General features: G+C 57.3%; 14 protein-coding genes. 8 read left to right on the top strand and 6 right to left on the bottom strand.

Features of this window, described 5'->3' with window-relative positions; all coding sequences use genetic code 11:
• Nucleotides 1-219 precede the first annotated feature (219 nt).
• Nucleotides 220-5,481 carry an Ig-like domain-containing protein gene (locus QQL28_RS38980; protein ID WP_284274211.1) on the bottom strand — a complete coding sequence of 1,754 codons (5,262 nt, stop codon included), beginning with the start codon at nt 5,479-5,481 and terminating at the stop codon, nt 220-222.
• Nucleotides 5,482-6,149: 668 nt separating this feature from the next.
• On the opposite strand from QQL28_RS38980, the gene QQL28_RS38975 reads away from it, so the two are divergent.
• Complete coding sequence (locus QQL28_RS38975; protein ID WP_284274242.1) at nt 6,150-7,268, top strand: acyltransferase family protein; 1,119 nt, start codon at nt 6,150-6,152, stop codon at nt 7,266-7,268.
• A 244-nt stretch (nt 7,269-7,512) separates the two neighbouring features.
• Here QQL28_RS38975 and galE read toward each other — a convergent pair whose 3' ends face one another.
• Entirely contained in the window at nt 7,513-8,490 is a 978-nt protein-coding gene (galE, locus tag QQL28_RS38970) for a UDP-glucose 4-epimerase GalE (RefSeq protein ID WP_284274209.1), read from the bottom strand.
• 249 nt (nt 8,491-8,739) lie between these two features.
• Between galE and QQL28_RS38965 the strand changes: the two genes are divergently transcribed.
• The 7 genes from QQL28_RS38965 to QQL28_RS38935 all read left to right on the top strand — a co-directional run bounded on the left by QQL28_RS38965 (nt 8,740) and on the right by QQL28_RS38935 (nt 16,119).
• Nucleotides 8,740-9,759, top strand: coding sequence for a glycosyltransferase family 2 protein (locus QQL28_RS38965; protein WP_284274208.1), 1,020 nt, complete (start codon nt 8,740-8,742; stop codon nt 9,757-9,759).
• Nucleotides 9,686-10,753, top strand: coding sequence for a glycosyltransferase (locus tag QQL28_RS38960; RefSeq protein ID WP_488798573.1), 1,068 nt, complete (start codon nt 9,686-9,688; stop codon nt 10,751-10,753). The genes QQL28_RS38965 and QQL28_RS38960 overlap by 74 nt, the downstream gene beginning before the upstream one ends.
• Nucleotides 10,750-11,805: a Gfo/Idh/MocA family protein gene (locus QQL28_RS38955; protein ID WP_284274203.1), complete on the top strand. Its 1,056-nt coding sequence runs from the start codon at nt 10,750-10,752 to the stop codon at nt 11,803-11,805. The genes QQL28_RS38960 and QQL28_RS38955 overlap by 4 nt, the downstream gene beginning before the upstream one ends.
• A 27-nt stretch (nt 11,806-11,832) precedes the next feature.
• Nucleotides 11,833-12,924 carry an NAD-dependent epimerase/dehydratase family protein gene (locus tag QQL28_RS38950; RefSeq protein ID WP_284274201.1) on the top strand — a complete coding sequence of 364 codons (1,092 nt, stop codon included), beginning with the start codon at nt 11,833-11,835 and terminating at the stop codon, nt 12,922-12,924.
• Between the two features lie 181 nt (nt 12,925-13,105).
• The gene (locus tag QQL28_RS38945; RefSeq protein WP_284274199.1) at nt 13,106-14,002 is read left to right on the top strand and encodes a glycosyltransferase family 2 protein; all 897 of its coding nucleotides are present in this window, start codon (nt 13,106-13,108) and stop codon (nt 14,000-14,002) included.
• On the top strand, nt 14,002-14,940 hold the full coding sequence (locus QQL28_RS38940) for a glycosyltransferase (protein WP_284274198.1): 939 nt from the start codon (nt 14,002-14,004) through the stop codon (nt 14,938-14,940). Before QQL28_RS38945 ends, QQL28_RS38940 begins: the two co-directional genes overlap by 1 nt.
• A gap of 282 nt (nt 14,941-15,222) precedes the next feature.
• Nucleotides 15,223-16,119 (top strand): glycosyltransferase, encoded by an 897-nt coding sequence (locus QQL28_RS38935; RefSeq protein ID WP_284274196.1) that lies wholly within the window; start codon nt 15,223-15,225, stop codon nt 16,117-16,119.
• Nucleotides 16,120-16,167: 48 nt separating this feature from the next.
• Here the strand turns inward: QQL28_RS38935 and QQL28_RS38930 are convergent, their stop codons facing one another.
• From QQL28_RS38930 to QQL28_RS38915, 4 genes are read right to left on the bottom strand one after another with little or no spacing between them, the layout of a single operon-like run.
• Entirely contained in the window at nt 16,168-17,403 is a 1,236-nt protein-coding gene (locus QQL28_RS38930) for an ABC transporter ATP-binding protein (RefSeq protein ID WP_284274193.1), read from the bottom strand.
• Nucleotide 17,404: 1 nt separating this feature from the next.
• On the bottom strand, nt 17,405-18,250 hold the full coding sequence (locus tag QQL28_RS38925) for an ABC transporter permease (protein ID WP_284274191.1): 846 nt from the start codon (nt 18,248-18,250) through the stop codon (nt 17,405-17,407).
• On the bottom strand, nt 18,247-19,218 hold the full coding sequence (locus QQL28_RS38920) for a polysaccharide deacetylase family protein (protein ID WP_284274188.1): 972 nt from the start codon (nt 19,216-19,218) through the stop codon (nt 18,247-18,249). Before QQL28_RS38920 ends, QQL28_RS38925 begins: the two co-directional genes overlap by 4 nt.
• Complete coding sequence (locus QQL28_RS38915; RefSeq protein ID WP_284274186.1) at nt 19,215-19,991, bottom strand: methyltransferase domain-containing protein; 777 nt, start codon at nt 19,989-19,991, stop codon at nt 19,215-19,217. The genes QQL28_RS38920 and QQL28_RS38915 overlap by 4 nt, the downstream gene beginning before the upstream one ends.
• Nucleotides 19,992-20,057 lie beyond the last annotated feature (66 nt).

The following is a 20,057-nucleotide window of genomic DNA, read 5'->3' as shown; positions in this document are numbered from 1 at the left end:
TATCTTGATCGACCAGCGAACGGTGTCGGACCTCAATTTGAATGACTGAGGATGCAGGATGCAGGTGCCTCCGGCAAGTGCCGCAGAACACGCCAAGGCCTGAACCAAACACGCAGCGATAATTGCTCGAAGCATTTTTCCCCGATTCGAAATAGCATCAAACGAAGGACTGTCTTTTACTCTGCCAGCAGCCTCAAAGCGAGAGCTGCGAGGGCGCCCCTAAGCATGCAGGAGGAAAGCATGAAGATCGATGGGGTCGACATGAGAGGTGATATCGATATGAGGCGCCTGATCGAAATTCACTCCGATGTGATTTGCTGTCAATGAGACACGGTCTTGTGCGTGATCGGTCGAGATCATCGGCTGAACCAGGCCAGCGATGGTGGTCCCGGTGAAGATGAAGGCGTCGCCAGTAACTGCTGCACCATGAATTGGCGTCGGGGCCGGCGTTGAGGCCTCCGCAAAGGAAAAACTGAACTGATCGACAGGCGGGTCGATGGCTAGAGTGCCTCCGCTTCCATCGTCCGACAGATTGAACGTCGAATGTGTGTAGTCTCCGACTAGCTTGATCTGCGCCGTATGGTTCTGCGCGTCCGTGACGGTAAGTACTCCGCCCGATGTATCGCCGAGATAGCTGACCGTCGTGCCAGATCCGAACGAGATGTCCTTGAAATCGAGAATATCCGAGCTGGACGGATCACCGTTGCCGGAGAGACCATAGACCTTTCCAGTGAACTGGGAGGCATGATCGAGCACCAGGGTGCCCGACGCACCGGCGAACGTGACGGCGCCTGACACCGCGCCGGTCAGTTCGAGCGTCGCGCCTGCCTCGATCGTCACCGCCTGGCTCATATTGCTCAGGTCAAGGACCGCCTTGCTGGCGATATCCAGCACGGTTGATGCGGTGTTAATCACGCCATCGCCGTTGAGGTCCTGCAGGAAGGAGGTCTCCAGGCCCTTCAACGTGCTGCTGGTCCCGGACACGTGGAGATAGGACGTTTCATTGCCGTTGTTGTCCGTGGTCCAGATCGAATATTGACCGCTGCCGAGCGACCAGACGACCTGGTAACCGGTCACAGTCTTCTCGGCCCCGAGCGGGGTGACATGGCCGGTCGGGTCGACCACCTGGGCGACGCCGGCAAACTTCAGCTCGGCGTTGTAGCCAGCGCCCGCGGTGCCGACATAGAAATTGCTGGCGATCTGGGCCAGGCCCGCCGAGCCGTTGGTCTCGATCAGCGTCGTGGCGGCTGGCGTCGCCGCGGCTGGTGCTGCTGTGGCTGATGGCGCGCCGATCACGCCGTCGCCATTGAGGTCCTGCTGGAAGGTCGTTTCCAGGCCCTTCAACGTGCTGCTAGTGCCGGACACATGGAGATAGGACGTCTCGTTGCCGCTGTTGTCCGTGGTCCAAATCGAATACTGACCGCCGCCGAGCGACCAGACGACCTGGTAGCCGGTCGCGGTCTTCTCGACCCCGAGGGGGGTAACGCGGCCTGTCGGGTCCACCACCTGGGCGACGCCGCCAAACTTCAGCTCGGCGCTGTAGCCAGTGCTCGCAGTGCCGACATAGAAATTGTTTCCGCTCTTGATCAGGCTTGCCGATCCGATCGACTCGATCACCGTTCCGACGACCGGATCGAGCACGGCCGACAAATTGCTGACGTTTCCGGCCGCATCCGTTGCGGTCGCCGTGAATGCATGCGAGCCATCGGCAAGCGATCCGGTGGTGACGCTCCACGTTCCATTCGATGCCGTCACCGCCGTCCCGAGAAGCGTCGTCCCCTCGTATAGCTTGATCGTGCTGCCGGCCTCCGCCGTCCCCGACACCACGACCTTGTTGGACGCGATGAGCCTGTCCGAGATGAGAACCGGCGCGTTGGGCGCGACCGTATCGACCGTGATGTTCGAGGCGCTGGACTCCGTGCTGACGTTGCCTGCCGCGTCCACCGCCTTGCTGGTGAAGGCATGGGTCCCGTCGGCCAACGTGCCGGTCGCAAACGACCAGTTGCCGTTGGCATCGACTGTGGCGGTGCCGACCGGGGTCGTACCGTCGAAAACCAGAACCTTGCTGCCCGCCTCCGCCGTCCCGCTCAGCGTCAGTTGATTGGCTTTCGTGATGCCATCGCCGACGACATTGCTATCTGGCGAGTAGGCCGCGATTAAGGGTGCGTTTGGTGCAGTTGCATCGATTGTGATCGTAACAGAAGTTGAAACGCTACTGACATCGCCGGCGCTGTCTTTCGCAATCGCTGTAAACGAATGGCTTCCGTCCGCCAGGGTTGACGTCGCCAAACTCCAAATCCCGTTAGCATCGGCCGTCGCGATCCCGATCTGCGCTGTCTGATCGAATACCTTGATTGTCACTCCGGCTTGGGCCGTTCCGGTCAGGGTCAGATGGTTTGCGTTCGTAAGTCCGCCGGCGGCCGACGAGGTTGCGCCAGCGAGAGAAATTGTCGGTGCCGCCAGCCCAGCCATGGTCATGGATGCGCCGGTGGCGGAGACGAACGTGTAGTCGGACGATGATAGCTGTGTCACCCCGGCTATACGGAAACTGTCGGTTCCACCCGCATAGTGAACGGTCCACTCGTCCCCGACATTTGTTAGGTATGCGCCGGCGTCGTAACCCTTAAGCACCAGCTTGTCGTGCTCTGCGGTCGCACTTGTGAAGACGTGAAAATCGGCTATCGTGTCGTGGCCACTCCCGATGCCATAGATGAACGTGTCATTGCCCGCACCGCCGGACAGCCAATCGTCGCCACCGCCACCGTTCAGAATGTCATTCCCGCTTGAGCCCACCATCCGGTTCGCCAGATCGTTGCCGACACCGGTAAGTCCTCCCGTCATCAGAGTCAGGTTTTCGACATTGGCAGGCAAAGTGTAGGATGACCAGGCTTGAACACTATCGATGCCGCCGCCCGGATTTTCGATGATCTTCTGGTTTGGATTGCCGATGACGTAAGTATCGTCGCCCGTCCACCCCACTAACGTGTCATCGGCGTTCACTGCCGTGATCTGATCATTTGCGGCAGTGCCGTAGACGATATGGCTGCTCGTCGAGCCGCTGATCCAGGATGTGATGGTGCCGCCCACCGGCAAAGCCGACGGCAGCTGGAAGTCGTCGCTGGTGAAGGCCGAAATCGTCGTATTGCGAAAAACCAGCGTGTCCTGGCTCGTCAGCGCGAGATACACGTCGTCTCCGACCTGCGTCATCGCCGCCTTGATGTCGCTATCGGACGTGAACGCGAAGCCGTTCAGTTGAACGATATCATGTCCCGCGGCCGATCCCGGCGTGAAGTCGGTGATGATGTCCGAACCATCGCCCGAGTTGATGACGAATGTGTCGGCGCCCGCGCCGCCGGTCAGAATGTCGTTGCCAAGTCCGCCGGTGATGATATTGGCCGCATCGTTGCCGATGATGATGTTCGCCTCGGAATTGCCGGTGCCGTTGATCGCGGCTGATCCGGTCAGCGTCAGGTTCTCGACATAGTCAGACAGTGTGTACGAGACGGAAGACATGACCGTATCGACGCCGCCGCCGTAGCCCTCGACGACCTTGGCGCCCGGATCCGCGACAATATAGGTATCGTCGCCGAGACCGCCGGTCATCGTATCGGCGCCGCCCGCGCCACCGAGCAGGTCGTTGCCTGACGTTCCGGTCAAGGTGTCCGCATCCGCAGTGCCCGCGATGGTCGTCGTTGCGGCCCCGCTGGTCAGCAGCGTGTAATTCGCGAGTGTGTACTCTGGCAGCTGATAGGCCTTGATGTAGTCGATGCTCATCTGCGCCGTTGCGCTCGGATCCGCATTGCCGGCCCAGCTTCCGCCCATCGCCAGATTGGCGATCATGTACATCGCGGTGTTCATGTCGGAGGGGGTTGCAACCTGTCCGACCTCCACACCGTCGACAAAATAGGTCAGCGTGTAGGGCGTCCACTCCACACCAAAGGTGTGATCGCCGGCTGTGAGGTCGGGGGTATTCGCCCAATAACCCTGATTTGACGTGCTCGATGAAACGAAACCGTAATGAGATTGGTCGGGGTCCTTGCCCAGCGCTTCAAGCGTATCGAGCTCCGTGCCCAGGCCGTGCGTATTGATCGGCAGCATCCAGAAGGCCGGCCAGGCGCCCTTGGTGTCGGGCAACGTGGCCTTCATCTCGAAGTAACCGTAGGTCTGAACGAAGCTGTTCTCGGTCGTGATCACGCCCGACGAGAATTGATGGTTGCCAATATAGGCAGCATCGCTCGATGGAATGGGCGCCGCTGTGATAACGAGATGACCGTCCTGTATGGAGAACGGATTGAGGCCCAGTGGGCTCGACGCCTTGGTTCCAGGCAGGCCGGTAAAGCTCGGGTCAACGTAGACCTCCTGCTCACCGGAAAGCGTGTAACTTGCCGTTCCGCTCCAGGCGTAGCTCGTTTTCCACGTCAGATGCGGATCCTGGCCGGCAGAGAGCGAGCTGAAGTCGTCGCCGAAGGTCTGAATCAATCCGGTCGGCGCTGTAACGATATTGACGTTGGCAGCCGTAAAGTTCTGAACCTGCACATTTTCGAGTGTTATCTTCTCGCCGTTGCCGAGCGACAGCACGACATCCGTACCGACCTGCTGCATGGCGGCCGTGACATCGGCGATTGTCTTAAAGTTCGTGCCATTGATCTGGAGGATGTCCCCGCCGGGCCCGGTTTGAAAATCGGTGACGATGTCGTTGCCGTTTCCGGTCCGGATGACAAATGTGTCACTGCCGGCTCCGCCGGTGAGGACATCATTGCCCTTGCCGCCATCGATCATGTTGTTGCCGGCGTTGCCGACGATGATGTTATCGAGATCGTTGCCGGTTGCAGGCGCGTTGTAGCTCCCCCCCAGCCTCAGATTCTCGACATTCGGCGCGTTGACGAGACTGTAGCCGTCGATCATACCATCGTAGATGGTGTCGATGCCCTGACCGGCGAGCTCGACCACCTTCGTTTCGTGATTGTACATGAAGTACGAGTCGTCGCCTGCGCCGCCGATCAGCGTAACGCCATCGCCCATCGCCTGCAGCGAGTCGTTGGTCGCGCCGCCAGTCAGCGTCCCCCCAGCACCAACAGTGGTCCACGCCGTATTCGGCGATGCGCTGACCGGCAGCGGATTGTCGAGGACAACGTTTGCCGCTGTGAGCGACGAGAGCGCAACATTCTGCAACGTGAGCGTCTCGCTCGACGAGAGCGTGACGATAACATCCGTGCCGGTCTGCTTTGCAGCGGACATGAAGCTTTCAAACGTTGCAAAACCGTAGTTTTGCACGCGCAACGTGTCGCCGCCGACGCCCGTCTGAAAGTCGCTGATGGTGTCGGAGCCATAACCCTTCGAAATCACGAAGAGGTCGCTGCCGGCGCCTCCCGTTAGGATATCGTTACCGGTACCGCCAAACAGGATATCGGCGCCGGAAGTTCCATTGATCGTTAAAGCATAGGTCATGATGGTCGCGTGCTCTTGTTGCACGACGACCATCGAAGACGGGCCTCAATGGCAACTTAGCCGTATGCGGACAATTTGAGGTATGGGGCAATCCTGTGTGGCTCGCTTAAGGAGGGCCTAAAATAGACCGCGCACGGAGCATCCCCTTTCACAGAAATCCCGTACTTTCCCGGGGTGCATGTATACTGCCCGGTGAAGTCAATCGTCGTTCCGGCCAAAGGAACTCGCAAGCGCTTGCGGCGCATCCGGTGAGGGAAAAGTAGTATCTTAATCTTCCGGCCGCGGCTTACCTCAGTTTAGTAAGCGCCGAGCTCAGCGGCCGTGGCGCAGTCAACGGGACTGCGGCGAACGGGGCAAAGGCGACCCGGGCAATGCGCGATGCGGTTGCGACCATGGCCTCCTGACGGTCAGAGGGCAACCGTGTCGGTTGGAGGAGGCGATCTGGCTCTCTGTTACCCTCGGCAAGCCCCCGCTTGTATCGCTGGGCCGTGAAAAATCCTTGAGCTAGCGGACTTTGTTTATGTTCGCAAATTCAGTTGCGTTTTGGCTATCTAACTCAAGATTGAAAAGCACCCTTGTATCGTGCGATGTCACGAAGCATCATATTTTGAGTTTCAGTTTCAGTAGCATTGCACTTTGAGGACACATCCGAATGGCGCCCTTCCGCGCAAAAAGTGATTCCAGACGATTAGTTCGTGGCCATGGGGCCGAATAACCCACCCAACACGAGAGCTACCGGCTCGCGCTCGCTGGCGTTCATGCCGCAGCTTCACAGCTTGCGCGCAATTTGCATATTGGCTGTAATCTACACGCATCATCTAACCGAAAAGTACTGGCTCTTCGGAATTTACTGGGGCAGGCTTGGCGTTCAATGCTTTTTCGTGCTTAGCGGCTTTCTCATCACGTCAATTCTGATACGGGAAAGCGAGACTGCTTCATCCTTCAGACCAATATACGTCAGCTTCATCTCACGCAGAGCATTTCGACTCTATCCGCTTCTGCTAGTCACCTTAACCGTCTGCGCAGTCTTGGGGATCAATGCGGTCCGTGATGGTTTTTTGTGGCACGTGACGTATCTCACCAATCTCTACGTCATCAAGGTCGACGCGTGGCCTGGTCCTGTCAGCCCCCTATGGAGCTTGGCCGTTGAAGAGCAGTTCTATTTGTTTTGGCCGTTCGTCATCTACTTTACGCCGCGCCGTCTGCTACCAGCACTGTTGATAGTTTTCATCGCGGCGGCACCGGCATTTCGCTTGATCTGGCGCGCGGAGGGGCTCGGCGACTTTGGAGCATGGGTCTTGCCTCCAGCGTACTTTGATTCGTTAGCAATGGGCGCATTGCTTGCACTCTACAAGAAGAGAACAGAAGTCCTTTGGTTGGCCGGCCTGGCAGGCACGTGCATTTGGTTGATCCTTGCTCTAATGCCGCCCGACAGCCAGACTTTCTTTGCGCAAGCAGCGCCCGAGGACACCGCCGCCGCCATGATATTTGCCTGGGTCATTGCACGCGCCTCTACCGGTTTTCATGGCATGGCCGGCAATATCCTCAACAATTCGGCCCTTCAGTATATTGGCGCGATTAGCTATGGAATTTATGTGCTTCATGGCTTCGTGCCGTATTATCTCGAAACACACGGCCTTACTGACTTTTTGCCTCACTGGCTGTCTAAGCTGACCTCAGTCGGCCTCACGATTATTCTTGCTTCAATCTCCTGGCATGTTCTGGAACGGCCGGTGACGCGTTTGGGCCAATCGGCTTTAGACCGCTGGAAACTACGCCTGCGAGTCGAACCTGGCGCAAGCCCTCACGGCCAGGTATAGGCAAGATAGAATTGCATTGACCAAGCATGCACGAACGGCGCCCGTCATCGGCATACCCAGTGACACGATAAACGACTCACCGGTACAATCGCCTCTCACCTCTATTCGCGACACGTCAAGCAGATCATCCTTTGGAGTCGCGATGCAATTGCTGGTGCTCAGTCCAATTGTATAGTCGCATTCCGCTGCGAGGCTTCTGAGCCGCTGACTGCCGTGGGAAACGACTATATCTGCCCGTTATCAATCAATATGATCGAAATCGCTCCCATTCGAGGGCACTCCTGACAATTGCATCGATGGTACCGAAGATTGGAGTCCATCCAAGCTCGGATCTCGCCAGGCTTGAGTCGGCCACAACCGCGGCAGGATCTCCGGCGCGCCGCGCCGTCGTGCGGATGTCGAGCTTCGATCCAGCTATCTGTTCGACGGTACGCAGCACATCCATGACCGAATAGCCACGACCATAACCGCAATTTGCCGTGAGACTTGAACCCCCGTTCCGAAGCCGCGCAAGAGCAAGCCGATGAGCAACCGCGAGATCCTTGACGTGGATGTAATCTCGAATGCAGGTCCCGTCATAGGTTGGATAGTCGGTACCGAATACCTCGACAAACTGTCTTTTGCCGAGAGCCGCCTCGCTTGCGACCTTGATCAGGTGACTGGCGCCTCGCGTCGCCTGCCCGATGCCTCTCTGCGGATCGGCTCCCGCTACGTTGAAATATCGCAAGATGGCATATCTGAGTGGATGCACTCTGCAAACGTCTTCCAGCATCCACTCCGAGATCAGCTTGGATCGACCGTAAGGCGACTGCGGCCGAACGGGATCACCTTCTCTAACGGGCAGCGACCCTTCGGACCCATAGACCGCCGCGGTCGAGGAAAATATGAAATGCGACACACCGCCTGCCACGGCAGCCTCGATCAAGCTCCGTGTCTTGCTGGTGTTGTTCAGATAGTAGTGAAGCGGGTCCCCGACCGACTCGGAAACGACGATCGAGCCAGCGAAGTGGATAATTGCATCGATGTTGTGCTCCGCAATGAGGCGGGACACGAGCATCACGTCACCGACGTCTCCAACAACCAGCCGGGCATTTGGAGGCACAGCGGCCTCGAAGCCGCTGGAGAGGTCGTCGAGCACAATAACCGCCTCGTCGGCGTCAACCAGGTCCAGAACCGTATGGCTGCCGATGTAGCCTGCCCCGCCGGTCACTAGAATTGGCATAACGTTGCTCTCCCTCGGCGCACCGCTCGAGCCCACAATGGACAAGCACTTGCATACCATGGCCCATCCGCTCCGTTAACGGTAGGGTTAGCGTTAATCAGCGACCTTATCGGCCCTTGACGTATTGCAACTTAGACGAGGCTTGAATTCTCGGGTTCGCCTCGCCTATCTTGGGGCCCATACTGGGCCAACCAACGGACCGGCGTCACTTGCGAGCGCGCGGACTACGGAACGCAAGGAGCTGGAGGTTTGAGCCCACCGACGCTAAACTTTCACAAGCCTGGTGTTCTGCTGCTAAACAATATGGCTAACATCAATTACAACGCAGCAGATTTAGAAGACACCTCTGGGCAAGCGCGTGCGGCCGACATTAGCGTCATCGTTGTTACCTACAACCACGAAGACTTCATCGCACAGGCAATCGAGAGTGTACTGGCGCAGTCGACAGATCGCCTTCTCGAGGTGATTATCAGCGAGGATAAGTCGACGGACCGGACGCGCGATATCGTGCAAGACTATGCAAGACGTGACAAACGCATTCGCCTAATGCTTTCAGAGCAAAACATTCGTTCAAATGAAGTTGTTGCCAGAGCGCTAAGGAGTGCGGCGGGGCGTTACGTTTGTATCTTGGACGGTGACGATTATTGGATGGCGAACAATAAGCTCGAGCAGCAAGCAAACTTTCTCGATGCCAACCCGCACTATTCCGCCGTTTTTCACAACGCCCTTATCGACGATACGTGTCCCGCCAGGCGCCGCTGGACAAGATCTGATTTACCGAAGGTGTTTACGTTGAACGAGATCTGGGAAGGCAACCCATTTGCAACCTGCACCGGCATGCTTCGCCGCGCGTGCCTCGAAGGGTTGGGCAGCTGGTACGACGCATTGTTCCCCATCACCGATTGGTCGCTCTACATCCTTTGCGCAGAGCACGGACCGATCGCTTTCGCAGACGAAATTGTCGGAGCTTATCGGCAGCATCCGAGTAGCGAATTTTCCGCTCTTCCGAGCCGTAAAAAAATGGATCGAATTTCAAGGTTCTATCACAGAATGGGAAAGACTGGGGGCACCTCACGACGGACTTTCGCTCAGGAAGGTTGCTCGCGGTATTTTTTCGAGTGGGCAACTGTGTACGCAGGAAACGGACAGTCGCGCTTGGCGTGGGACTGCCTTTGGCGAAGCGTGCGAGGAGGCGGTGTCGGACGTTCCGTATCGTTGGTCGACGTATGCCGGCTCGCCATTCGCCTTGCCAAAGGAGGACTACATTAGCGCTAGCTTGCTTGCTCCTGCGACCATCTTTCGATCGCGCGTCCTTCCGATAATAGACGGCGGTCCGCGGCCGACATGGTCGGTCATGATTCCAACATTCAATTGCGGGCGTTTCCTCGAACAAGCATTGCGAAGTGTTCTGGACCAGGACCCGGGCATCGCGCAGATGCAGATCGAGGTGATTGACGATGCCTCAACAATGGACGATCCGGCCGAGATGGTTAGGCGCATCGGAAAAGGGCGCGTAACGTTCTATCGCCAACGTACCAACGTCGGGCATATTCGAAATTTCGCCGCTTGCCTGAATAGAGCTAGAGGCGACCTGATACACCTTCTTCATGGGGACGATTTCGTGTCGCCAGGATTCTACGCAGCTCTTGAGCGAGGGTTTAACACCGATCAAAGCGTGGGAGCGGCTTTTTGCCGTCATGCTTTTGTCGATCCTGAAGGTCGTTTCAAGTCGTCTTCGGCGCTGGAACGAGTGGAGGCAGGCTGCCTCGAAGATGGACTGGCTCGTCTTGCCGAAGAGCAACGGATCGCCACGCCGTCCATAGCCGTGCGTCGTGCGGTATACGAGCAGCTTGGTGGCTTCGATGAACGGCTCACGTGCAGCGAAGACTGGGAAATGTGGGTCAGGATTGCCGCTCGGTACAACGTCTGGTACGAGCCGGAGGTGCTGGCGAGCTATCGGATGCATGATGACTCTAATACAGGGCGCCACAGAAGGTTGGCACAGGAGTTGGAGTATTCGCGCCAGGCCATCGCGATATTCCGTGATTACCTGCCGAAGCGATTACGCCATGCAGCACTTCGCGCTCGGAATGTTTATGCCGGCGTTGCTTTGACGACGGCAGAAGAATTGTTGTTACGAGGCGATGTTGAAGCGGTAGATGCCCATCTCAAGTGCGCACTGCGGCTGAGCTGCTCCCCAAGGATCGTGCTGCGCTTCTGTCGTCTCTTATCGAAGAGACTCGGCATGGGGACCAAGAAATGACAACCGCGCAAGCCAGGTATTCATCGCCCGTGCGAGTGGCCGTGGCAGGCTGCGGCGCAGTTTCTCGCCTGTACTATGCACCGGCTTTGCGACGACTCGAGGCAGCTGGTCGTCTCCATGTTGAGGGGGTCTTTGACCCAGATCCGAAAGCCGCCGCCATCTTTGCAAAAAATCTCTCTGGGCCCAGAACGGTATCGTCCTACGAAGACCTACTTTGTAAATCGACCCAACTGATCATTCTCGCCTCGCCGCCGGAATTTCACGCGCGGCAGGCGATAGACGCGTTGGAATCCGGCATCGCGGTGCATTGTGAGAAGCCGCTCGCGACGAATGTCAAGGACGGTGAACGCATGGTCGAAGCCGCAGCGAAATGCAACCGTTTACTGTCGGTTGGGCTGATGCGTCGTCGGTTCGCAGCTACCCGGTCGATACGGGAATTACTCAACTCGAAGGTCTTGGGCGACGTGACCTTCATCGATGTTTTTGAGGGAGGTCCCTTCGATTGGCCCGTCGCATCTCCAGACTATTTCACCCGGAGCCAGAGCGGCGGGGGAGTACTGCTGGACATCGGCACACATGTTCTTGACCTCCTCCGATGGTGGTTCGGCGAGCCGCTTTCCGCCGTCTACGAAGACGACTCCATGGGAGGCGTTGAGGCCAATTGCCGGATTACTTTAAGGTTCCGCGACTTCGAGGCGGATATCCGGCTCAGCCGCGATTGGGCACGCCCCAATCGTTATTTTGTTCGGGCGACCAACGGTTGGCTCACTTGGATCGCAAATGACGCCAGAAACTTTTCGTTCGGCCTTCATGGGGCTAATTCGGCTGCTGAAGTGCTTCTTCACCATCCAGTCAACCGGGGCGCTGAACCTACCCTCGGCTCCGTCTGCCCGGATTTTGAGTTCGCCTTCGATTCTCAGCTCGAGGCAACGATTGCTGCATTAACTGGGCACGCAGAAATTGTTTCCGGATCTGACGCCCTCACCACTTTGAAACTCATTGAAGGATGTTATGCAACACGGGCTCCAATGTCTGCCGGCTGGATGCTCTAGCCGCAAGCGCGCGAACTTGGATGCGGAATGATGCGACGGATCGCGGTTTTGGGTGCAAGCGGATTTATCGGCAATCGAACCGTTGAGATTTTTCAACGCGACGGTGACGTGGATGTATGCCCCGTCGTTCAGCGACCCTCGCGAGCTGCGCTTCCACGACGTTTTGATCTTCCGGTTCAGATCGCGAATGCTCTCGATACAAACTCTTTGACTGCTGCATTTGAAGGCTGTGACAATGTCATCATGGCAATAGCAGGAGACCCAAAGACAATCGTCCGCTCCATAGAGCCTGTCTACCGCGCGGCCATGAGATCCAACGTGCGACGGCTGATTTATCTCAGCTCTGCCTCTGTTCACGGGCAGTCGCCGGCAACTGGCGTAGACGAGACGACGCCGCTCTCCAAAAGGCAGCCACTCGCTTACAACAGCGCAAAGGTCGTCGCAGAGCAACAGCTCGGACGGCTCCGAGAGATCGGTCGAGTCGAAGTCGTGATATTGCGGCCCGGGATTGTCTTTGGCCCGCGGTCGCAATGGACTGGTGGCGTCGCAGACGAGATTCTGAACGGCACGGCATACCTTACGGAAGGCGGGTGGGGCGTGTGCAACTCGATCTACGTGGACAATCTCGTTCACGCGATCAAACTGGCGCTGGTTGCGCCAAACGTTGACGGTAAGGCGTTCCTTTTGGGAGACGCGGAGGCAGTCACGTGGCGAGACCTTTATCTTCCAATCTGCGAGGCGCTGGGTTACGATCTGGACGGTTTACCAACCCCAAAGATGGCTGACGCGGTGGATGAGCGTCCCTCCTTGGCGCAGAGAGTGGGGGCAATGAATTCATATCAAAGCCTGCGCTGGATCGTTCCGCGCCCGGCAAGAGCGGCTGTGAAGGCGGCCATTCGTGAGATGCGTTGGCCTCTCAATACGGAAAACCCAGCCTCTTACCCCGTTACGCTGGAGCGCGCATTGTTGCATACCTCGTCATACCGGCCACCATACGCGCGCGCCGAACGCGAATTGGGTTATTGCCCGCCTATAACCTTCGATGAGGGCTGCCGGCGATCGGTCGAATGGCTTGGTTTTGCTGGTTACCCGATTGACGGCAGGTCGAGGCACGCCTGAGCAGGTCGGAATGCATCGGTTGACAACTATATGTCGGCCTGATCTCGCTCGCAAAATCGAACGGATTCGAATCCGATGCACTCTTTGGTGGTTTCCAGTGCGGACATGCCGACCTAGTCTGAGCTACTAGCAAGGCTGGCGAGCCCAAACGCGTGGTCCGCAGTTATGGCTATTGAAATCTATGTCGCCCAAAGTCAGCTGCATTATTATCGTCTATAACGGAGAGAAATTCCTCGGCGAAGCAATCAAAAGCGTGCTGGCGCAAAGTTTCACCGATTGGGAGCTTCTCGTCGTCGACGACGGTTCAACAGATTCAAGTCGTGAAATCGCGCAGAGATTTGCGCAAACCTTCCCCGGTCTTGTTCGTTGGTTGCGCCATGCCGATGAGCAAAATCATGGAATGAGCGCGACGCGCAACCTGGGACTTTCGCACGCGCGTGGCGAATATGTCGCGTTTCTGGATGCCGACGACGTGTGGCTCCCTAACAAACTGGCTGCCCAGGTCGCGATCCTCGATGCACAGCCTTGTGTGGGCGCAACCTATGGAAGAGCGCTCATTTGGCATTCGTGGGAGGGCGGGAATACGAACGAACCGGACTTCTCTTACGAGCTTGGCGTGACGCCAGATCAGATTCATCATCCGCCGGCGCTGCTCCTTTCGCAATTGCTCAACATCTACCAGAGCCCGACTACAAGTGGCTCTCTTTTGAGACGAACCCTGGTGGAGGAGGCCGGCGGGTTTGAGCCCGCCTTCGGGGGCATGTTCGAAGACGCTGTGTTCTTTGCCAAGGCCCTTTTGATTGCCTCCTTTTTTGTGTCTGGGGAGGTATTGTTCAAGTATCGCCAGCATAGCTCAAGTGCGGGCGCCGTATCCGCCGCCGCAGATAGAGATGCGCGGGCACGCTTTCGCTTCCTAATCTGGCTCAAACGATACCTTGGGAACACAACCGCAGATCCAAGGGTATCCAAACTGGTTCAGTCACTCATTCGTAAGCAACTTTGGCTGCTGGCATCGGAGCACTTGAAAGCCGTCTTTCGTAAACCGAGAGCCATCTTACGCAGGTTGATACCTAGCTAATGCCGGTCATTTCCGTCATCACTCCCTTTCTCAACCTCGAGCGATATCTATCTGCGGCGATCGAAAGCGTGCGCGCGCAAACGTTCATCGATTGGGAGATGATACTCGTGGATGACGGGTCCTCCGACCAAAGTGTCGAGATCGCGGCCGCGGCCGCGGCAGAAGATCCGAGAATCCGTCTCGTTCGGTCGAATGGTCGTGGCGCGGCGGCAGCCCGCAACACCGGATTACGAATTGGATCTGGCAGGTTCATAACATTCCTTGATGGCGATGACCTGTTCGAACCGAAAAAGTTTGAAAAGGACCTCGAAGCGTTTAAGGCAAACCCTCAGGCAATGTTGACGTACGGACCGACCTTATGGTGGTTTCCCGACGACCCCTCTCAAAACTGGACGGAGCAGATGCCGAGCGAATCCGGCCGTTTGCACATGCCACCAAAACTGCTGGACAAGGTCATCCTTCGTCAACGCTCCCAAGTCCCTTGCATTTGCGCCATCATGGTCCGTCGCGAAGCTTTGCAGTCCGTCGGAGGATTCGATGAGTCGTTTCGACTCTACGAAGATCAAACTCTTTTGGTAAAACTGTTGCTCCGCTATCCAGCGTTCGTGGCAGACACTCCGACCAGCCGGTATCGACAGCATGCCGATTCCACCTCGGCCCGCGCGACAGCATCCGGTGATTATGACCGCATGAAGCCTCACTCCGCGCGCATTAATTTTCTTGAATGGGTTAACATCTACATCGTTGACTCAAACCTGATGACTCCCCGGCTGGATAGGTCGATACGTTTCGCGTTTGCACGCAGCCTGGCACCGCGTTTGCCGGCAACCCTGCAGGACAGAATTGAGCTGGCGGCCGAGTGCGGCCGCCAGCTGGCTCAAAGGCTAAGACCAAGACGCATCCTGGCAAGAGCTCTTAGGCTAATCCGTTCTCGTTAAGTGGGACTAGCCGCCCAGTACTGCTTGCCATTCGGCACCTCAAATGGACGCACATCCGGTCGTCTTCAGCTGTCCGGAACTTAGTACCCATTCGAACTTCCTACGTTAATATTACCGATGCTCTGCGCGGCAGTCACCCTCTCGGCCGGATCTGCAATGTAGTAAAGTGATAGCGACATCTAACCAATAATTGCGCTATCCGTCGTGAGATTCTCCGCTTGAAGCTCGCGGCAGATTATCGCGCCTTCCGCAACGAATCCGACGGATAGGATAGCTCGCATAATGATCGCGGTCATCATAACAACTTATAATCAAGCTCGCTTTCTTGAAGAGTCCATCCAGAGCTGTCTTCACCAAAGCCGGCCTCCAGATGAAATCATTGTGGTTGATGATGGATCGGTTGACGACCCTGCTTCAGTCGTGGAACGACATCCAAAAGTACGACTCATCACGCAAGGTAATCGCGGTTTGTCAGCCGCTCGCAACGCCGGCCTCGCCGCTACCGCATCGGACTACGTCACTTTCTTGGACGCCGACGATCGTTTGCTGCCAGAAGCCATCGAAATGGGCGAGCGGATGCTGGAGAGGCATCCGGAGGCAGTTCTGGCCTATGGTGCCTACCGCTACATCAATCTGGCTGGCAAGACCATCTCCGGCAGAAACTACGTCGCGAGGCTCGATGATCCCTATCTTCAGTTTCTCAGGATAGGCAATTTTATTGGCATGCACGCAACCGTTATCTATCGACGCGATAGACTCGCGGCCGCTACTGGATTTAACGAGGCTATGCGGGCTTGCGAAGATTATGAGCTGTTTGTGCGCTTGGCCAAGACAAGCCAACTCGTTTCGCACGATGAGGTTATCGCTGAGTATCGAATGCACGATGCCAACATGTCCAGGAACCGGCCAATGATGCTTGCAGCCGCACTAAGTGTCTTGGATCGTCAACTCACAGGCGACATTTCGAGGGACGTCCGGCTTGCTGTGCGCGACGGAACTCGATTCTGGAGGGACTACTATGCACGCGTATTGAGTGAGGACGCTTTCCAGCTTTTCCGAACTGAGCCTGCTAAATCTGTCCGAATGTCGCTGCGGGCACTGGCGATGTCTCCCGCGGCCACGCTTGAGATGATAACATCGAAGGTCAGATCCAAAGTTAGAGATCATCTACGATCATAATGGACCGCGAAGGGGAAGAGCGTCGTGACTCCAACGAGCAGGAGCGGGCTAGTCGATAACACGCAATTCGGCCGAATGAGACAGCCGTACAATCCCATGCTCCCTTAAGTAGGGCCAATACGCATCGTTGACAGTCGCTGCAACGACCTCGAAGCTCAGACTGGCTTCATCGGAGAGTCTTGCCTGGTCCTCTCCCCAAGTATAGAGCGAATAACCTGCAACATAGGTCCCTGGCAACAGGCCCAGCGAACGTACGTTGAACACGACTTCGACCTGTTGCCTGATGTCGAACTGGTCGACACCTTCCGCGAGGCTTTCGAAGGACGAGATCAGTGCTCCCTCCTGATCGAAAACGCTGACCTGCGCGACGGCCCGCTTGAATGGCTCCTTGGCACCCAGCCGAAGCACGAAATCGTAGTCTCCGCCGAATTTGAGATGTCCGCACGGCGTCCCGGACGATGGTTCAAGAATACGGAGCTCTCCCCAGAGCTCCTCCGTCCCGGTCCGTTCACCGTGAACCGATCGTGGGGTCGAGTCCAGCAGATAGGTGTCGATAACTGAAGAGGATGCGCCGATCTGCTTCAGACGCCCGTCTGCGAGACACACGGCCATGTCACAGAGCTGGCGGACCATGGCCATGTTGTGGCTCACGAACAGTACGGTTCGGCCTTCTCCTGCGGCATCCTTCATCTTGGCGAGCGATTTGCGCTGGAAATCGGCGTCCCCAACCGCCAGGACTTCATCCACCAACAGGATATCGGGGTCGAGATGTGCGGCGATCGCGAAGGCCAGGCGGACATACATGCCGGAGGAATAGCGCTTGACGGGCGTCTCCAGGACGGCGCCGATGTCAGCGAACTGGATGATACGATCCAGCTTCGATGTAATCTCGGACTTGCTCATTCCGAGAATCGCACCGTTCAAATAGATGTTCTCGATCCCATCCAGCTCGGGATGGAAGCCAGCGCCTATCTCAAGCAGACTCCCAACGCGTCCCTTGAGTCTCGCCTCCCCCTCCTCCGGCTCGGTAATCGACGTCAGCACCTTGAGAAGGGTAGTTTTGCCCGAACCATTGCGGCCGATAATTCCGCAAACACTTCCGGCCGGAACCGAAAATGTGATGTCCTTCAGCGCGTAGAACTCACTGTTCGATTGTCCCTGCCGCTGATCGCGTCGGCGAGCAAGAAACAGCGAGATTTCCTCGCGCATGGAGCTCATGCCGATGGCCCCGCGCCGATACTTCTTAGAGAGGCCGCGCGCCTCGATGGCTACCTTGTCTTGCATCTCAGATCGTATCCATGACCGTGCGCTCGACGCGCTGATAGAGGAGCACACCGCATGCCAGAGCGATGGACGTCGTAAGAAGCGACGCAACGAGTTGGCCCGGCGTGAGCATGGACTCGCCGAGCAGGCACCAGCGGCTCTCTTCGACGATTGCGGCTAAGGGATTGGCAAGGCTTGCCGCCACTCTGTACTGCTCTGGAATGGCGGTGAAGGGATAGAGAACCGGCGTAATGAACATCGAGACCTGGACCAGGAACGGCGTCATGAACCTCAAATCGCGGTACTTTGCTGTTGACGCTCCAAGAATGAGTCCGACCGCCAGCGAGAAGGCCGCAAGATGCAGCACTACCAATGCAAACGCGACAATACGCCATGAGAGCCCATCCGTCCTTCCCATCCATTGAAACGCAACAACGAACACAACGACAACGGAGAACTGAATCAAAAGCGTTACTGCAGTCGAAATCAGCGACGACAAGGGGACAATGATGCGGGGAAAGTAAACCTTGCTGAAGAGGTCCTCGTTCTCGATGAAGACTTGGCTGGTGGCGAATATAACCTGCGAGAAATAGGACCACACAATCAGCCCCGAAAGATAGAATAACGGCGCTGGTTGATTCGCGGTCGATACCCCGGCCACGCCGCTGATGGTGACGGTGAAGACTACCGCCCAGACGAGCGGCTGGAGAGCCAGCCATCCGGGGCCAAGCAAGGTCTGCTTGTGACGCACCACAACGTCCCGCTGGGCAAATAGCAGCAGAAGCTCGCGGCGCTCCCAGGCGGGTCGCAAGTCGAGGTCGAACCAGCCGCTTCGACGCCTGATGATAGTGATCCGCTTTGCGGTCATAGCGAAGGATCCTCAATTCTCTTCTGAAATTCGTCGCCCGTCCAATCTCCCACGTAGATCCGCGGTAGTTTGAGCGGTTCGACGTTACGCCCGACAGCGCGAGCGTCCACCGTGCAGGCGAAATCGAAGCGGGCCGCTCGAACCGCTTGTACAGTCGCATCACTATGATCGCCGAATGGGTAGGCAAAGGTACGCACTGTCGTGCCCGTGAGTTCCTCGCAGGCACGCCGGCTTTCCACTATCTCCTTGAACTGAATCTCCGCATCATGCGCGGGCAAGGTCGGATGTGTCAGCGTGTGAGCCCCGATTGTGATCAGGTCGTCGGAAATAATCCGGACCTCCTGCGCCGTCATGACACGATACATGGTCCGGGCTGCAAGATCGCATGACGACCACTTGCCGATCTCCGCCAGAAGATTCGTTTGATCCTCATGCGGCCGGACCCGCAATTGGGTCCAAACCTCCCGAAAAACCCGTTCACGCGCCTCGCGCTCCGAGAACGGCGGCACCGCCCAGCGGCACTCGTGGCCCGCGATGTTCAGTGTGAGGTTCTCCGGCAAGTGGGCGGTTTCGAGGAAGACCCGTGCGACGGCGTCCCACCAGAACTCCCTGTCCGTGCCGATGATCCCGGTCGTCACGAACAGCGTCATTGGGCAATCGAGCCGCTGCAATACCGGTCGCGCGTTCGAATAAACATCATGATAGCCATCGTCGAAGGTGATTGCCGCAAGCGGCTTGTCCGATCGGGCGCGGCTCCGTTCCAGGTCGAGCAATTCGTGAAGATGGACAACACGTCGAAGCTTCTTGAGACACGCCATCTGCTCTTCAAACCGCACCGGATGCACCGCAAGCCCCCAAGGGTCGACGGGGATATCCGCAACACGGTGATACATCAGTATGATCGGATCGGCGCCAAAAATCCGCCGCCCTATCGATCGCTTCAGGCTTCGCAGTGGCTTCACCGTCATTCTAGCCGCCTTCTTGCTGCAGCAGCCACGATCACTGGAAACGACCTGTCGAGCACGTCTAGCTTGGCGTATGGTACTTCCGAGGCCGCCAATCCCTGGAGAAAGCAGACCGCCGCGAAAACATTCCCGAACGTCTCGACCTCAATATCCTTTTCCTCGAACACGGATGCCAGCAATTGCCGCAATGCGATCTCCGTCAACGACCAGAACCAGGTAAATCCCCATGGGCCCCGATCGATCGGAGATATTCCCGGCACGGTCACAAGAAGCGTCCCGCCCGGCTTGAGCGCCCTCGCAAGCTCCGCCAATGCCGCCGGCATGTCGAAGATCAAATGCAGGGTTTGCGTGAGGACGATGCAATCGAACGCACGCTCGGGCAAAGTCCCTGGGATCGAGATGTCACCAATAATGGTGACGACGGGGTTGGCGGCGTAGACATGGAGAACATCGCTTTTCTCAACCCGGTTGCCTCCGAACTGGAGCGTGTACTCGTTGTCGCCGATTTCAAGGACTCTGCCGCGAATCCTGGAGGCATGACGGGTTAGAAAGCCCTCGATGAAATAGCGATCGATCGGACCTCCCCTATCGAAGCCGAAATCGGAGCTGACGGGCGCGGTTTCACCAAAATCACCGAAATCGATCGTGCCTGGCCGAGGCTTCCAGAAGCGGCGCGACAGCCGTCGGCCTATTGGCGCAGGCGCCTTCGCTATCAGACGCCGCAATTGTCGACGGCCAAATCTTGCGATGCGACGAAGCGGGGACAGGGCGGTCATAGTCGAGCATCCAATATCGATCTTCCAGACCCGGTCATACCCGATTAACGACGGAGTGAAACAGGA

The sequence above is a fragment of the Bradyrhizobium iriomotense genome (assembly GCF_030160715.1).
GTDB classification, from domain to species: Bacteria; Pseudomonadota; Alphaproteobacteria; order Rhizobiales; family Xanthobacteraceae; genus Bradyrhizobium; species Bradyrhizobium iriomotense.
Note: the sequence above shows the minus strand (reverse complement) of the source record. Positions and strands in the feature narration are given on the sequence as shown.

Excerpts from the sequence above, each read along its gene's own strand:
- QQL28_RS38980 (WP_284274211.1), bottom strand. The coding sequence starts at position 5,481 with ATGGTCGTCGTGCAACAAGAGCACGCGACCATCATGACCTATGCTTTA.
- QQL28_RS38975 (WP_284274242.1), top strand. The coding sequence starts at position 6,150 with ATGGGGCCGAATAACCCACCCAACACGAGAGCTACCGGCTCGCGCTCG.
- galE (WP_284274209.1), bottom strand. The coding sequence starts at position 8,490 with ATGCCAATTCTAGTGACCGGCGGGGCAGGCTACATCGGCAGCCATACG.
- QQL28_RS38955 (WP_284274203.1), top strand. The coding sequence starts at position 10,750 with ATGACAACCGCGCAAGCCAGGTATTCATCGCCCGTGCGAGTGGCCGTG.
- QQL28_RS38950 (WP_284274201.1), top strand. The coding sequence starts at position 11,833 with ATGATGCGACGGATCGCGGTTTTGGGTGCAAGCGGATTTATCGGCAAT.
- QQL28_RS38945 (WP_284274199.1), top strand. The coding sequence starts at position 13,106 with ATGTCGCCCAAAGTCAGCTGCATTATTATCGTCTATAACGGAGAGAAA.
- QQL28_RS38940 (WP_284274198.1), top strand. The coding sequence starts at position 14,002 with ATGCCGGTCATTTCCGTCATCACTCCCTTTCTCAACCTCGAGCGATAT.
- QQL28_RS38935 (WP_284274196.1), top strand. The coding sequence starts at position 15,223 with ATGATCGCGGTCATCATAACAACTTATAATCAAGCTCGCTTTCTTGAA.
- QQL28_RS38930 (WP_284274193.1), bottom strand. The coding sequence starts at position 17,403 with ATGCAAGACAAGGTAGCCATCGAGGCGCGCGGCCTCTCTAAGAAGTAT.
- QQL28_RS38925 (WP_284274191.1), bottom strand. The coding sequence starts at position 18,250 with ATGACCGCAAAGCGGATCACTATCATCAGGCGTCGAAGCGGCTGGTTC.
- QQL28_RS38920 (WP_284274188.1), bottom strand. The coding sequence starts at position 19,218 with ATGACGGTGAAGCCACTGCGAAGCCTGAAGCGATCGATAGGGCGGCGG.
- QQL28_RS38915 (WP_284274186.1), bottom strand. The coding sequence starts at position 19,991 with ATGACCGCCCTGTCCCCGCTTCGTCGCATCGCAAGATTTGGCCGTCGA.